At 73.3% G+C, this 14,610-nt stretch carries 13 protein-coding genes; 9 read left to right on the forward strand and 4 right to left on the reverse strand.

Translation table 11 applies throughout. The annotated features are described in order from the left end of the window. Positions 1 to 170: 170 nt before the first annotated feature. On the reverse strand, positions 171 to 1,565 hold the full coding sequence (locus tag QSK22_RS03445; protein WP_285492457.1) for an NYN domain-containing protein: 1,395 nt from the start codon (positions 1,563 to 1,565) through the stop codon (positions 171 to 173). A gap of 187 nt (positions 1,566 to 1,752) precedes the next feature. Here QSK22_RS03445 and QSK22_RS03450 point away from each other — a divergent pair, with 187 nt between their 5' ends. From QSK22_RS03450 to QSK22_RS03460, 3 genes are all read left to right on the forward strand, one after another. Beyond that, positions 1,753 to 3,543: a DEDD exonuclease domain-containing protein gene (locus QSK22_RS03450; protein ID WP_285492458.1), complete on the forward strand. Its 1,791-nt coding sequence runs from the start codon at positions 1,753 to 1,755 to the stop codon at positions 3,541 to 3,543. Between the two features lie 130 nt (positions 3,544 to 3,673). Continuing rightward, on the forward strand, positions 3,674 to 4,420 hold the full coding sequence (locus tag QSK22_RS03455; RefSeq protein WP_285492459.1) for a rhomboid family intramembrane serine protease: 747 nt from the start codon (positions 3,674 to 3,676) through the stop codon (positions 4,418 to 4,420). Positions 4,421 to 4,489: 69 nt separating this feature from the next. Continuing rightward, complete coding sequence (locus QSK22_RS03460; protein ID WP_285492460.1) at positions 4,490 to 4,777, forward strand: Lrp/AsnC family transcriptional regulator; 288 nt, start codon at positions 4,490 to 4,492, stop codon at positions 4,775 to 4,777. Positions 4,778 to 4,835: 58 nt separating this feature from the next. Here the strand turns inward: QSK22_RS03460 and trpD are convergent, their stop codons facing one another. Both trpD and QSK22_RS03470 read right to left on the reverse strand, forming a co-directional pair. Next, positions 4,836 to 5,885: an anthranilate phosphoribosyltransferase gene (trpD, locus tag QSK22_RS03465; protein WP_285492461.1), complete on the reverse strand. Its 1,050-nt coding sequence runs from the start codon at positions 5,883 to 5,885 to the stop codon at positions 4,836 to 4,838. 86 nt (positions 5,886 to 5,971) lie between these two features. Then, on the reverse strand, positions 5,972 to 6,394 hold the full coding sequence (locus QSK22_RS03470) for a hypothetical protein (protein WP_285492462.1): 423 nt from the start codon (positions 6,392 to 6,394) through the stop codon (positions 5,972 to 5,974). A 209-nt stretch (positions 6,395 to 6,603) separates the two neighbouring features. Here QSK22_RS03470 and ctaE point away from each other — a divergent pair, with 209 nt between their 5' ends. The 5 genes from ctaE (at position 6,604) to QSK22_RS03495 (ending at position 12,203) form a co-directional block, all read left to right on the forward strand. Next, positions 6,604 to 7,263, forward strand: coding sequence for an aa3-type cytochrome oxidase subunit III (gene ctaE, locus QSK22_RS03475; RefSeq protein WP_352231404.1), 660 nt, complete (start codon positions 6,604 to 6,606; stop codon positions 7,261 to 7,263). Positions 7,264 to 7,309: 46 nt separating this feature from the next. Continuing rightward, positions 7,310 to 8,221, forward strand: coding sequence for a cytochrome bc1 complex diheme cytochrome c subunit (gene qcrC, locus QSK22_RS03480; protein ID WP_285492464.1), 912 nt, complete (start codon positions 7,310 to 7,312; stop codon positions 8,219 to 8,221). Further along, positions 8,218 to 9,333: a cytochrome bc1 complex Rieske iron-sulfur subunit gene (gene qcrA / locus QSK22_RS03485; protein WP_285492465.1), complete on the forward strand. Its 1,116-nt coding sequence runs from the start codon at positions 8,218 to 8,220 to the stop codon at positions 9,331 to 9,333. Before qcrC ends, qcrA begins: the two co-directional genes overlap by 4 nt. Beyond that, positions 9,330 to 10,988: a cytochrome bc1 complex cytochrome b subunit gene (gene qcrB / locus QSK22_RS03490; RefSeq protein WP_285492466.1), complete on the forward strand. Its 1,659-nt coding sequence runs from the start codon at positions 9,330 to 9,332 to the stop codon at positions 10,986 to 10,988. Before qcrA ends, qcrB begins: the two co-directional genes overlap by 4 nt. Before the next feature lie 81 nt (positions 10,989 to 11,069). Then, positions 11,070 to 12,203, forward strand: a complete 1,134-nt coding sequence (locus QSK22_RS03495) for a glycosyltransferase family 4 protein (RefSeq protein WP_285492467.1) — start codon at positions 11,070 to 11,072, stop codon at positions 12,201 to 12,203. Positions 12,204 to 12,677: 474 nt separating this feature from the next. On the opposite strand, the gene QSK22_RS03500 is transcribed toward QSK22_RS03495, so the two are convergent. After that, a complete protein-coding gene (locus tag QSK22_RS03500) occupies positions 12,678 to 13,886 on the reverse strand; it encodes an MFS transporter (RefSeq protein ID WP_285492468.1) in 1,209 nt (402 codons plus the stop codon). Positions 13,887 to 13,963: 77 nt separating this feature from the next. On the opposite strand from QSK22_RS03500, the gene QSK22_RS03505 reads away from it, so the two are divergent. Further along, positions 13,964 to 14,596 (forward strand): TetR/AcrR family transcriptional regulator, encoded by a 633-nt coding sequence (locus tag QSK22_RS03505; protein WP_285492469.1) that lies wholly within the window; start codon positions 13,964 to 13,966, stop codon positions 14,594 to 14,596. The last annotated feature ends 14 nt before the right edge of the window (positions 14,597 to 14,610 follow it).

The following is a 14,610-nucleotide window of genomic DNA, read 5'->3' on the forward strand; positions in this document are numbered from 1 at the left end:
CCGCGGGAGCCCCGGTCATATGACTGGTCACGGTCGGTTATGCCCCTCTCGTCCATGACATCAGCCGACGACACTAGCGATGAGGCACACCCGTCACAACCGATTCGTCACTACTTGCACTGCATATTCGCCACATGATCGCATTGCGTCACAGCATGATCGCTGAACGCTCAGGCGCGGCCCAGGCGGCGCAGCAGCAGGGTGGACGGAGCCGGCCGGGCCCCCGCCCGGCGGGCCGCGTCGGCCACCTCCCGGTCGGACGACACCACCACGATCGCCCGGCCCGACGGCTCGGCCCGCACCAGCTCGCCGATCAGCTCATCGGCGGTCTGCCCGGGACGGCTGAACAGCACCCGCACCCCGCGCGGCGGGTTGATCGCCACCGGGGCGTCCAGCGCGGCGCCGTCGAACACGCACGTCACCTCGGCGCGGGTCTGCGCCGCCAGGCCGCCCAGCCCCGACAGCAGCCGGACCCGCTGGTCCGACAGCGGCAGCTCCCCGTAACCGGTCTTGGTGACGTTGTAGCCGTCCACCACCAGATGCACCTGCGGCAGCGTCAGCAGCCGGTCCAGCAGCTGCGGATCGTCGTCCGACAGCGACCGGCCGGGCAGCGCCCGCAGCGCCTGCCGGTCCGGCGCCACCCCGCCCACCGCGTCGGCCGGGCGGCCGATCGTGGACGGCAGCGCCAGCTCCCGCCGCACCCCCTGCGCGGCGTCCACCAGCGCGTCCAGCAGGATGCGCAGCCGCACGTCGTCGATGTTGCGGCCCTCCCGGGCGGCGCGGCGGGCCGCCTCGGCGTTGGCCTCGGCCTGCTCCAGCCGCACGCGCAGCCGCCGCACCTCCTTGGCGTCGGCCGCCGCCGAATCCAGCGCCGCCGCCAGCCGCCGCTCGGCCGCGGCCACCGCCGCATCGGCCTGCTCGCGCACCGTGCGCGCCTTCATGCGCGCCTCGTGCAGCTTGCGCCGCAGATCGGCGATCTCGGCCTTGGCCTCGCGCAGCTCGGCCCGCAGCTTGTCCGTCTCGGCCGCCCGCGCCGCGCGCAGCGCCGCCAGCTCCTCGCGCAGCGCCGCGACGCGCCGCTCGGCCGCGGCCTCCTCCGAGGCGGTGGCGGACCGCTCCAGGTCCTCGCGCGCCGCCTCCACCTGCCGCGTCCAGCCGTCCGGCCGCAGCAGGTACGCCAGCGCCGCCACCCGCGCCGGATCGGCAGCCGGCGGCACCCGCCCGGCCTCCAGCGCCTCGGCCAGCTCGGCCTGCCCGGCGCGCAGCGGCTCGGCGACGCGGCGCCGGAACGCCTCGTCCTTCTCCAGCAGCGCCGCGATGTGCGGCGCGGCGAACTTGGCGCGCTTGCGCCGCTCGAACCGGGCGAACGGGCGCAGCGGAGCGGGCACCTCGTCGGGCGCAAGGGTGCCGATCAGCTCCGCGGCGGCCTCGACGACATGCTGCCGGACCGCCTCGGGGAGGGGACGGGCGAGCCGCTCGTCCGGATCCGGGCCGCTGTCGATGGTCTTGCTCCTCCCAGGCCGAAATGACCCCCGGTGCGCATTCTGTTCCCGGGCGCCATGCACCTTAACCAGCGCGAACGCGTGATCCCCCGACCCCCGTGCGGCCCCGAGGAGCCCGCAGGCGCCCTCAGGCAGGGGTTCGGCCGGTCCGCGCCCGCCCCCCGAGGGCACAGCGGCCGCACGGTGCGTTCCGGCGGTGTCCACACTAGCGGCACCGGCACTGTCGGTGGCGTCCTCTACGGTCACCGGCATGACTGCTGTGCCCCGCCAACGCGGTCCCGCCTCCCGCGGCGCACCCGTCCCGTCCCACGGCGTCCAGGGCACCCTCGACGACCTCGGCACGCCCCTCGCCGAGGTCACCTTCGTCGTGGTCGACCTGGAGACCACCGGCGGCTCGCCCGGCGACTCGGCCATCACCGAGATCGGCGCGGTCAAGGTCCGCGGCGGCGAACCGCTGGGGGAGTTCGGCACGCTCGTCGACCCGGGCGCCCCCATCCCGCCGTTCATCACCGCGCTCACCGGCATCACCCAGGCCATGGTGGCCGCCGCCCCCCGCATCGAGGCGGTGCTCCCCGCGTTCCTGGAGTTCGCCCGGGGCGCCGTGCTGGTGGCGCACAACGCCGGGTTCGACATCTCCTTCCTCAAGGCCGCCTGCAACGCCCACGGCTACACCTGGCCCGCCTTCACCGTCGTCGACACCGTCGACCTGGCCCGCCGCGTGCTCACCCGCGACGAGGTGCCCAACTGCAAGCTCGACACCCTGGCGCGCTTCTTCCGCACCGGCGCCGCACCCCGCCACCGCGCGCTCGCCGACGCCCGCGCCACCGTCGACGTGCTGCACGGGCTCATCGAGCGGCTCGGCTCCCTCGGCGTGCACTCGCTGGAGGAGCTGCGCGGCTTCGCCAAGGCGCCCACCCCCGAGCAGCGCCGCAAGCGCCACCTGGCCGCCGACGTGCCCCGCGCCCCCGGCGTCTACCTGTTCGAGGACGCCCGCGGCGAGGTGCTGTACGTCGGCAAGAGCGGCGACCTGCGCTCGCGCGTGCGCAGCTACTTCACCGGCTCGGAGACCCGGCTGCGCGTGCGCGAGATGGTCGGCCTGGCCGAACGCGTCCGCACCGTCGTGTGCGCCACCGGCCTGGAGGCCGAGGTCCGCGAGCTGCGGCTCATCGCCGAGCACAAGCCCCGCTACAACCGCCGCTCCAAGTTCCCCGAGCGCTCGGTGTGGCTCAAGCTGACCGCCGAGCCGTTCCCGCGGCTGTCGATCGTGCGCGAGTGCCGCGACGACGGCGCCGCCTACCTGGGGCCGATCTCGTCCCGGCGGCAGGCCGAGGAGGCCCGCGCCGCGCTGCACGAGGCCGTCCCGCTGCGCCAGTGCACCCAGCGGCTCACCCCCCGGATCATCGCCGCCGGACGGGCCCGCACCTGCGTGCTCGCCGACCTCGGCCGCTGCGGCGCCCCGTGCGAGGGCCGGCAGAGCGCCGACGCCTACGCCGGCCACGCCGCCGCCGTCCGGTCGGCCATGGCGGGCGACGTGCGCCCCGTCGTCGCCGCGGCGCAGGCGCGCATCGACCGCCTCGCCGCCGAGCTGCGCTACGAGGAGGCCGCCGCCCAGCGCGACCGGCTCGCCGCGTTCGTCCGCGCCGCCGCGCGCAGCCAGCGCCTGGCCGCGCTCGCCCGCTGCGCCCAGCTGGTGGCCGCGCGTCCCGCGTTCGACGGCGGCTGGGAGCTGGCCGTGGTGCGCTACGGCAGGCTCGCCGCGGCCGGGACGATCCCGCCGCGCGCCCACCCCCGCCCCTACATCGACGCCCTCGTCGCCACCGCCGAGACCGTGTTCCCCGGGCCGGGCCCCGCGGGCGCCGCCGGCGCCGAGGAGATGGAGTGCGTGCTGCGCTGGCTCGACTCGCCCGGCGCCCGCCTCGCCGAGGTGCAGGGGGAGTGGAGCTGTCCGGCGCACGGCGCCGAAGGGGTGCGCCCCCGGATCGAGGCCGCCTACGTGAAACCCGACCCCGAGGACCACGGGTCCCCGCGCCCTCTGCGCTGACGGCGCCGCGGCCCGCTAGGGTGGCGGACTGATCCGGCGCTCCACCGTCCCCTCGGCGCTCCGTCGTCCCTCCGGCGCTCCATCATCCCTACGGCGCTCCATCAACCCTACGGAAGGAATCCCCCCGCGCATGGCCCTGCCGCTGTACGACAGCCAGCCGACCCGCAGGGTGCCCTGGGTCACCTACACGCTGGTGGCGGTGAACGTCATCGTGTACCTGCTCACCCCCATGGCGAACTTCGCCACCTGGTACGGGGAGGGCCGGGCCCGCGAGTGCCGCGCGGCCGAGTTCGTCCTGGAGCACGGCGCCGTGCCCGCGGAGCTGACCAGCGGGCGGCAGCTGCCGCCGCCGGAGTCGATCGTCCGCCGCTGCGGCCCGGTGAGCTACGGCAAGACCCCGTGGGTGTCGGCGTTCACCTCGATGTTCCTGCACTCGGGGGCGCTGCACCTGATCGGCAACCTGGTCGCCCTGTTCGTCGTCGGGCAGGGTGTGGAGGACCGCCTCGGCCGCCTCCGGTACTTGCTCAGCTACCTGGCCTTCGGCCTGGTCGCGGTGTACGGGTACGCCTACACCTCCGCCGACAGCGGCACGCCGCTCATCGGCGCGTCCGGCGCCATCGCCGGGGTGCTGGGCGCCTACCTGGTGCTCAACCCCCGCGGCCGCATCGTCAGCCTGCTCATGCCCGTGGTGATCCGCCTGCCGGTGTGGACCGTGCTGGGCTACTGGTTCATCATCCAGTGGCTGTCGACGGGCGACGACGACAGCAACGTCGCCTACGTCGCGCACATCTACGGGTTCGCGGCGGGCATGCTGTTCGCGCTGCTGGCCCGCCGCGCGGGCCCGGCCCGCAAGATCGCCGCGCTCAGCCGCGGGTAGAGTCGGGCGACGGAGTCGTACCGGAGGCGTCGCATCGCAGACGCCGCACCAGAGGCTGGGGAGGTAGCGGTGGTCACCGCCATCGTGTTCGTCAAGACCGACGTGGCGCGCATCCACGAGGTGGCCGAGGCGGTCGCCGCGCTGGACAGCGTCAGCGAGGTCTACTCGGTGACCGGCGAGTACGACCTGATCGCCATGGTGCGGGTGCGCCGGCACGAGGAGCTGAACGACGTCATCCCGGGCCGCCTCAACAAGGTCCCCGGCATCCTCGACACCGAGACCCACATCGCCTTCCGCACCTACTCCCAGCACGACCTGGAGGCGGCCTTCTCCCTCGGCCTGCCCGACTCCGACTGAGCCGCGGCGGGCCGAAGGCCGTCCTGCGCGCCCCTCCCCCGGGGGAGGAGGGGCGGCGTCAGTCCTTGAGGGACTGCGTGGCGGCGACCCAGCGGTCGAGCAGGGCGGAGGCGGCGCCGGAGTCGACGGCCTCGGCGGCGCGGGCCAGCGCCTCGCCCAGCGCCGCGGTGAGCCCGTCGGCAGCCGGGACGCCGTCGTAGGCCACCATCAGCGCCGCCGCGTTCAGCAGCACCATGTCGCGGACGGGGCCGCGCTCGCCGGCGAACACCGCGCGGGCCACCCCCGCGTTGTAGGCGGCGTCGGCGCCGCGCAGGTCCTCCGGCTTGGCCCGGGGGATGCCCAGCTCGGCCGGGTCGAAGGCGGTCTCGGTGACCGCGCCGTCGCGCACCACCCACACCGTGGACGTGCCGGTGGTGGTCAGCTCGTCGAGCCCGTCGTCGCCGCGGAACACCAGCGACGAGCAGCCCCGCTCGGCGAACACGCCCGCGATGACGCCCGCCATGCGCGGGTGGAACACGCCCACCGCCTGGCAGGTGGGGCGGGCCGGGTTGGTCAGCGGTCCCAGGAAGTTGAACACCGTGGGGGTGCCCAGTTCGCGGCGCGGCTTGGACACGTACTTGAACGCCGGGTGGTACAGCGGCGCGAAGCAGAACGCGATGCCCAGCTCCTCGGCCACCCGGGCGTTGTGCCGGGGCGGCAGGTCGATGACCACGCCGAGCGCCTCCAGCAGGTCGGCCGCGCCGCACGACGAGGAGGCCGCCCGGTTGCCGTGCTTGACCACCCGCACGCCCGCCGCGGCCGCCACCACCGCCGCCATCGTGGAGATGTTGACGGTGTGCGCGCGGTCGCCGCCGGTGCCGACCAGGTCGGCGATGCGGCCGGGCACCGCGATCTCGGTGGCGTTGGCCAGCATGCCGTCGGCCAGCCCGGACACCTCCGCCACCGTCTCGCCCTTGGCGCGCATGGCCACCGCGAACCCGGCGATCTGCACGTCGGTCGCCTCCCCGGCCATGATCGTGTTCATGGCCCAGGCGGTCTCCTCGCTGGACAGCGACTCTCCGTCGAGCAGGGCGCCCAGCAGCGCCGGCCAGGTGGTGCGCGCATCCATGGTGTTCCCCCGAGGGGCAGGTCGGTCCGCTCCGCTCGGCCGGCGGTCGGGCGGAGCGGGTGCAGCGGTCGGATAGGGCTCGTCGGCTAGACGGCCGGGAGGTGGTCGGCGGTGCGCTTGCGCACCAGGTCGGCCACCGCGCGGGCCACCGCCATCGGGTCCAGCGGCAGGCTCACCACGGCGTCGGCCCGCGACCAGGTCGCCAGCCAGCCGTCGTCGCGCCGGGCGATGACGGCGAGCACCGGCGGGCAGTCGTACACCTCGTCCTTGGCCTGCCGGCACACCCCGAGGCCCCCGGCGGGCTGCGCCTCGGCGTCGACCACCATCACGTCGATGTCGCCGCGGTCCAGCCGCTCCACCACGGCGGGGTGGGTGGCGATCTCGACGTACTCCACCTTCGGCAGGTCGGCGGCGGGCCGGCGGCCGATCGCCATCTTGATCTGGGCGCGGGTGTCGGCGTCGTCGCTGTAGACGAGAACCTTCACGGGGCTCTCCGGCGCGGTGCTCATGGCAGAGAAGGCTACCCGTTCCGCCCGCGCGGGAGCGAGGCGGCCGACCCGCTGACACCCGCCCGCCTCCCGGCGCCCGGAAGCGCCCAGGGCCCCGTGTGACGGGCTGTGCGCCACGGGGGCGGCGATGCCGTCGAGCCGCCGTGTGAACACCGCGAAGAGCCGCTGATGGGGGGTCATGCACGGGTCAGCGGACAGGTGACGTAATAATGCTGCCCGTGGCAACAGCAACCGCGATAGAGACAACACCTCACGCTCGGGCGAACCGTCCCAACCTCGTCAGCGTGGGGACGATCGTCTGGCTGTCGTCCGAGCTGATGTTCTTCGCGGCTCTGTTCGCGATGTTCTTCACGATCCGCTCCGTGACGATCGGTCAGGAGGGCCACGACGCGTGGCCCGGCGCCCCCCTTGACCTGCCGCTGTCGGCGCTGAACACCACGATCCTGGTGCTCTCGTCAGTGACCTGCCAGATGGGCGTGTTCAAGGCCGAGGCCGGCAAGGTCCGCCGCTCCGGTAGCCTGCTCAACGTGCGCGGCTGGGGCCTGCGCGAGTGGTACGTGCTGTCGTTCCTGATGGGCGCGTACTTCGTGGCCGGCCAGTGCTTCGAGTACTACAACCTGGTCACCAAGGACGGCCTGACCCTGTCCTCCTCGGCGTACGGGTCGGTCTTCTACATGACCACGGGCTTCCACGGCCTGCACGTGACCGGTGGGCTGATCGCGTTCCTGTTCGTCCTGGGCCGCACCTTCGCCGCGAAGCGGTGGACCCACGAGCAGGCGACGAGCGCGATCGTGGTGTCGTACTACTGGCACTTCGTCGACGTGGTGTGGATCGGGCTGTTCGGCGCGATCTATCTGCTCGACATCTGACGTTCCAACCCTCGTACCGACGATCATGACCCGAACGGGGATTTCCGTGAAAAGGTTCACCGCATGGCGACGGCGCCCATGGGCGGGCTACGCCGTCGTCCTGGCGGCCCTGGCGGCGATCGGCGTCCTCTATGCCGGCTTCACGCCGCAGAACGACCGCGCCGAGGCGGCCGGTAACGCCCAGGCAGCCGAGGATCTGCAGAACGGCCGGCAGCTCTACAACAAGAACTGCGCCAGCTGCCACGGCCAGAACGGCGAGGGCACCAAGGACGCCAACGGCAAGGCGATCGCCCCGAGCCTGCTGGGCGTCGGTGCGGCCTCGGTCGACTTCCAGGTCAGCACGGGCCGGATGCCGGCGATGAACCCGGGCGCGCAGATGCCGCGCAAACGGCCGATCCCCGAGTTCAACGTCGACGTCAAGACCGACTACGAGGAGCCGGAGAAGCGCGAGGCCGCCGAGAAGCAGAAGGCCCAGGCCGAGAAGAACCTGGCCGACCTGCGCGCCTACATCGCCTCGCTGGGCGGCGGCCCCTCGGTGCCGACCGCCGAGCAGACCGACCCGGACAAGGGCAACGCGGCCGCGGGCGGCAAGCTGTTTCGGACCAACTGCGCCCAGTGCCACAACTTCGTGGGCTCGGGCGGCGCGCTGACCGGCGGCAAGTACGCCCCGCCGCTGGACACCAGCGACGTGACGCCGACGCAGATCTACGAGGCCATGCTGACCGGGCCGCAGGCGATGCCGGTGTTCAACGACACCACGCTGACGCCCGAGAACAAGCGGGACATCATCGCCTACCTGGTGAAGACGCGCGAGGAGCCCAACCCGGGCGGTAACGGCCTGGGCCGCGTCGGCCCGGTCTCCGAGGGCCTGGCGGGCTGGTTGATCGGACTCAGCCTGCTCGTCCTGGCGGCGATGTGGATCACCGCGAAGAAGCCGAAGAAGCTGAAGAAGTCATGAGCGAGAACAAGGACCAAGGCATCGGCGGCGCGCAGCGGCCGGGGGAGGAGGGCGGCGCGCCCGGACGCGTGGTCGGCACGCCGTCCCCCGCCGCCGAGCGGCGGCTGCTGCCCGAGGGCGACGTCTCCGCCTCCGAGGGCGCGGGCGAGGAGCTCGACGAGCAGTCGGCCAAGCGCGCCGAGCGCGTGGTGGCCGCGTTCTTCCTGCTCGCCTTCGCCGCCAGCGTGGCGTTCATCGCCTACTACATCGGATGGAGCGGCCGCAACGGCGGCATGCACGGCATCGAGCGGGCCCGCGAGTCCAACCTGTGGCTCGGCGGCACGATGACGCTGGCGTTCCTCGCCATGGCCATCGGCGTCACCATCTGGGTGCGGCGCCTGATGACCAGCAAGCCGATCGTGCAGGAGCGGCACGAGCTGCGCGCCGACGACGCCACCCGGGAGGCGTTCACCAAGACGTTCCTGGACGGCGCCCAGGAGAGCGGCATCACCAAGCGGCCGCTGCTGCGCCGCACGCTGCTGTTGGCCGCCGCGCCGCTGGGCCTGGCGCCGCTGGTGCTGCTGCGCGACCTCGGCCCGCTGCCGGAGAAGCGGCTGCGCCACACCTGGTGGGGCGAGGCCGTCCGCAAGGCCCAGGCCGAGGGCAAGAAGGGCGTGCGCCTGGTGGTGGACGGCACCAACAAGCCGCTGAAGGTCAGCGACTTCTCCACCCCCGGCGGCATGATCACCGTGCTGCCCGAGGGCATCGAGGAGCACGCAGAGAACCCGCTGAACGAGGTCGCCAAGGCGGTCACGATCCTCATCAACATCCCGCCGGACCAGCTCAAGCCCGTCAAGGGCCGCGAGGAATGGCACGTCAACGGGATCGTGGCCTACTCGAAGATCTGCACGCACGTGGGCTGCCCGGCGGCGCTGTACGAGCAGACCACCCACCACATCCTGTGCCCGTGCCACCAGTCCACCTTCGACGCCACGGAGGGGGCCAAGGTCGTCTTCGGGCCGGCGGCGCGGCCGCTGCCGCAGCTGCCGCTGGCCCAGGACGACGAGGGCTACCTGGTGGCCACCGGCGACTTCCCCGAGCCCATCGGGCCGAGCTTCTGGGAGCGCGGATGAGCCAGACCGCACCGGCCGCCCCGAAGGCAATCGAGGGGTCGTTGAACTTCCTCGACGACCGCCTGGGGTCCACCACGTTCTTCAAGCGCAACGCGCGCAAGGTGTTCCCCGACCACTGGTCGTTCATGCTGGGCGAGATCGCCCTGTACTCGTTCGTCATCCTCCTGCTGACCGGCACGTTCCTCACGCTGTGGTTCAAGCCGAGCATGCACGAGGTGATCTACAACGGGTCGTACACCAAGCTCAACGGCGTGAAGATGTCCGAGGCGTACGCCTCGGCGCTGCACATCAGCTTCGACGTGCGCGGCGGCCTGCTCATGCGGCAGCTGCACCACTGGGCCGCCATCCTGTTCATGGCGTCGATCATGGCGCACATGCTGCGGGTGTTCTTCACCGGCGCCTACCGCAAGCCGCGCGAGCTGAACTGGCTGATCGGCATCGGCATGTTCACGCTGGGCATGGTGGAGGGCCTGTTCGGCTACTCGCTGCCGGACGACCTGCTGTCGGGCACCGGTCTGCGCATCACCCAGGGCGTGCTCGAGGCGATCCCGCTCGTCGGCACCTACGGTTACATGTTCCTGTTCGGCGGCGAGTTCCCCGAGGGCGACAACGGCGACCTGATCCCGCGCCTGTTCACCCTGCACGTGCTGCTGATCCCGGGCATCATCCTGGCGCTGGTCACGGCGCACATGATGATCATGTGGCATCAGAAGCACACCGCGATGCCGACCCGCAACCAGACCGAGCAGCAGGTCTACGGCTACCCGTTCTACCCGGTGTTCATGGCCAAGACGGGCGCCTACTTCCTGTTCACCTTCGGGGTGCTGGCGCTGCTGTCGACGCTCACCCAGATCAACCCGATCTGGCTGTTCGGGCCGTACGACCCGGGCGCCATCTCGGCGGGCTCGCAGCCCGACTTCTACATGGGCGTGCTCGAGGGCTCGCTGCGCATCATGCCCAACTGGGAGATCACCGCCGCGGGCCACACGCTGAGCCTGAACGTGCTGATCCCCGCGCTGCTGCCGCTGGGCCTGGTGTTCGGCGGTGCGGCCGCGTGGCCGTTCATCGAACGGTGGGTGACCGGCGACAACCGCAGCCACCACGTCAACGAGCGTCCGCGCAACGCCCCGGTCCGCACCGGCGTGGGCATGGCGGCCGTCACCTTCTACGGGCTGCTGTGGCTGGCGGGCGCCAACGACCTGCTCGCCGAGCGGTTCCACGTCTCGCTGTTCGCGACCACGTGGTTCTTCCGGTTCGCGATCTTCATCGGGCCGGTCCTGGCGTACATCGTCACCAAGCGGATCTGCCTGGGCCTGCAGCGCAAGGACGCGGCGGTGATCGACCACGGCGTGGAGAGCGGCATCATCGTCATGTCGCCCGAGGGCAAGTTCAGCGAGCGGCACACTCCGGTCAAGGAGGACGACAAGATCGTCATCCTGAGCAAGGAGAACGCCAAGCCGGAGGCCCCGGCGGTGGACGCGTCCGGCGTCCCCGCTCCGGGCACCAAGGGCCCGATGGGCTTCCTGCGCTCGCGGCTCCAGCGGGCCTGGACCTTCGACGACATCCCCGTCGAGGACAAGGGCCACCACGGCGAGCACCACGAGGTCGAGGGCGCGGAGCACAGCGGCGCCGAGCAGAAGGAGCTCAGCCGCTAGCATCCGCCGTAACACCACGACGAGGGCCCGTCACCGCGCATGGTGGCGGGCCCTCGCGTCATCCGACTCACCGACAGGTCCATGAACTCCACGCGCACCCTCGTCGTCACCAACGACTTCCCGCCGCGGCCGGGCGGCATCCAGGCGTTCGTGCACAACCTGGCGCTGCGGCGCCCGGCCGGCTCGGTCGTGGTGTACGCGCCCGCCTGGAAGGGGGCGGCGGCGTTCGACGCCGCGCAGCCGTTCCCGGTGGTGCGGCACCCCACGTCGCTGATGCTGCCCGAGCCGGCCGTGCTGCGCCGCGCGGGCGACATCGCCCGGGCGGAGGGGTGCGACTCGGTGCTGTTCGGGGCCGCCGCCCCGCTGGGGCTGCTCGCCGCGCCGCTGCGCCGGTACGGGGTGGAGCGGTTCGTCGGCGTCACCCACGGGCACGAGGCCGGATGGGCGTCGCTTCCGGTGGCGCGCCGGGTGCTGCACCGTATCGGCGACACCGTGGACGTGCTGACGTACCTGGGGGAGTACACCCGGTCGCGTATGGCGCGGGCGCTGTCTCCTGCTGCCGCCGCGCGCATGTCCCGTCTGGCCCCGGGCGTGGACGAGAAGGTCTTCTTCCCCGGCGCGGGGGGCGAGCGGATCCGCGAACGGTACGGGCTGACGGGCCGTCCCGTCGTCGTGTGCGTGTCGCGGCTGGTGCCGCGCAAGGGGCAGGACGCGCTCATCCACGCCTGGCCCCGCGTGCGGCGGGAGGTGCCGGACGCGGCGTTGCTGCTCGTCGGCGGGGGGCCGTACCGTCCTCGGCTCGAGCGCCTGGCCGCTTCGCTGGGCGTGGCCGACGCGGTGGTGTTCACCGGCAGCGTGCCGTGGGAGGAGCTGCCCGCGCACTACGACGCGGGCGACGTGTTCGCCATGCCGTGCCGCACCCGCCGCAGGGGGCTGGACGTCGAAGGGCTCGGCATCGTCTACCTGGAGGCGTCCGCCACGGGGCTGCCCGTCGTCGCGGGGGATTCCGGCGGCGCGCCCGACGCGGTGCTGGACGGCGAGACGGGCGTGGTCGTGCGGGGGCGTTCGGTGCCCGCGGTGGCCGCCGCCGTGGTCGGCCTGCTCCGCGACCCGGGCAGGGCCCGGGAGATGGGGCAGCGCGGACGCGCCTGGGTGGAGGCCGAGTGGCGGTGGGACGTGCAGGCCGCCCGTCTCGACGCGCTGCTCAACCCGTGATCGCATAGGGGCCGGTTCCGCGGGGTCCCCGCCGCCGCGCCGTCGGTGGGGCGCCCGTCGCGGAACCGGCCGGTCAGGGGACCGCGGCGAAGCGCCGGCGGCGCGCGGGTGGGGCCGCCCCGGCTCCCGTCGACCAGTTCCACGCGGCCCCTTGCCGAGGAGGGCGGGTGATCCCGGCGGTGCCGTCCCCGGCGCCCTGCGTGGGGGAGGACCTGGAGGCGGGCGCCCGGTGTGGACGGGCCGGCCCGGCGGGATCGGGGGTGCGTGGACGGGAGCCCGGGGCGCGGCCCCGGCATGCGGCCGCGGCGGGACGGGAGAAGGGGTGGGCCGCCCCGCTGCGAGGGTCGTTCATCGGGGCACCTCCTCCGTTGCGCCGGCGACCGATGACGTTCCCGACGCTAGGGCGGGCGGATGGCGCCGCGAACCCCGTTAAAGCCCATTTAAGCGACAAATCAGACAGTGCTAAGGCCGTGATCACCGGCCGGAGCGGGCGGGGCCGGCGGTGCGCGGGCGGGCCAGCGCCACCACCGCACCCGCCGCGAGCAGGGCGGACAGCGCGAAACCGAGCACGGCCAGGCCGTGCGCGGCCAGCGCCCCGGCGATCTGCGGGCCCAGGCTGGCCCCGGCGAACAGCAGCGCCGAGTAGAGCGAGACGGCGGGCGCGCGGGCGGCGCCGGCCCGGGACCCGATCGTGTCGATCAGGGTGGGGACGGCGACCGCGATGCCCGCGGTGACCAGCATGAGCAGCAGCGCCAGCCCGAGCGTGCCGGGGTGCAGCAGGCCGACCAGGGCCACACCCGCCGCCGCCGTGGCGAGGGCCAGGGCCAGCCGCGCGGGGGCGGGCACGCGCGACAGCCGCGAGGCGAGGAACGGCACGGCCAGGATCACCGGCAGCGCGCTCGCCCGCAGTTCGAGCAGCCCGGTCGTGCCGGTCAGCTGCAGTCCGGTGTAGACCGCGACGAACGCGGCCAGCACCGTGGTCGTGGCCAGGTAGAGCGGCAGCAGGTCGCGCCTGACCAGCAGCGTGGGCATGGCGCGGTAGGCGTCCAGCGGGGAGCCGCCGGCGCGCGGCTCGTCCGGCAGCAGCACCCGGGACAGGACGACGGCGAGCAGGGTGAACGCGGCGGCGCCGGCGAAGAAGAACGCGCGCCAGTCCAGCGCCGCGGCCAGCCCCTGCGCGACCAGCTGCCCGACCACCGCGGCCGACAGGAACCCGGTGGTCAGCAGGGTCACGGTGGTGAGCCGGTGGCGGGGGGCGACGCGTTCGGCGATGTAGGCCATGGCCACGGGCGGGAACGCGCCGGTCGTCACCCCCTGCAGCACGCGCAGGGCCAGCGCGGCGTGCGGGCCGGGGGCCGCCGCCACCAGCCCCGTGGTGACGGCCGTGGCGGCGATGCCGGCGACGATGACGCGGCGGCGCCCGAACCGGTCCGACAGCGGGCCGAACAGCAGGAAGCCGGCCGCGTACCCGAGCCCGAAGACGCTGACCAGCCAGGTCAGCGACGCCGCACCGGCATGCCAGCCCGCGGCGGCCGGGCCGAGTAGCGGGATCATCCCGTACAGCTGCGAGGTGGCCAGCAGTGCGGTGAGGCCCAGCACCGCCGCCGTCCGGACGGCGGGGGCGTAGCGGCTCCGGTCGGCGGAGGCGGCGGACGCCATCGGTGGGGACGTAGTGCACTCCATGCTCGGCGACGGTAACCAACCAACCGGTTGGGAGTCAACCAACCGGTTGGTGGCCAATGCTGGCTATCATGTCCCCCATGCCCAGCGATCACGTCCCGTCCACCTCCGCCGCGCCCGGCAGGGCCGCCTCGCCGCGCGCCGAGTCCACCCGGCTGGCACTGCTCGCCGCCGCCCGCGAGGAGTTCGCCGAGCGCGGCATCGCCGGCGCTCGGGTGGACCGCATCGCGCGCCGGGCCGGCGTCAACAAGGAGCGGATCTACGGCTACTTCGGCAGCAAGGAGAAGCTGTTCGACGCCGTGATCGAGACCGCGCTGGACGAGCTGGTCGAGGTCACCGCGCTGCCGGGCGACGACCCGGCCGGGTGGGTGGGGCGGATGTTCGACTACTACCGCGAGCACCCCGACCTGGCGCGGCTGCTGCTGTGGGAGGGGCTGTACGGCCGCACCGAGAGTCTGCCCGAGCAGCGGCGGCGGATCGCGCACTGCCAGGACAAGATCGACTCGCTGGCCGCGCACCTGGGGCGCGAGCCGTCGCACGAGATCGGGCGGCTGCTGCTCACACTGATCGGCCTGGCCTTGATACCCCTGGCGTTTCCGCAGCTCGCCGAGCTGTTCCGCACTCCCGTGGACGGTCCGGAAGCGGCCGCCGAAATGCGTGAACATCTGACCGCCTTCGTGCGTATGGCACTGGCGAACGCCGATTTTTCGTGACCGGTGCACATCGA

This window comes from Actinomadura sp. NBRC 104425, assembly GCF_030269545.1.
Taxonomy (GTDB): domain Bacteria; phylum Actinomycetota; class Actinomycetes; order Streptosporangiales; family Streptosporangiaceae; genus Spirillospora; species Spirillospora keratinilytica.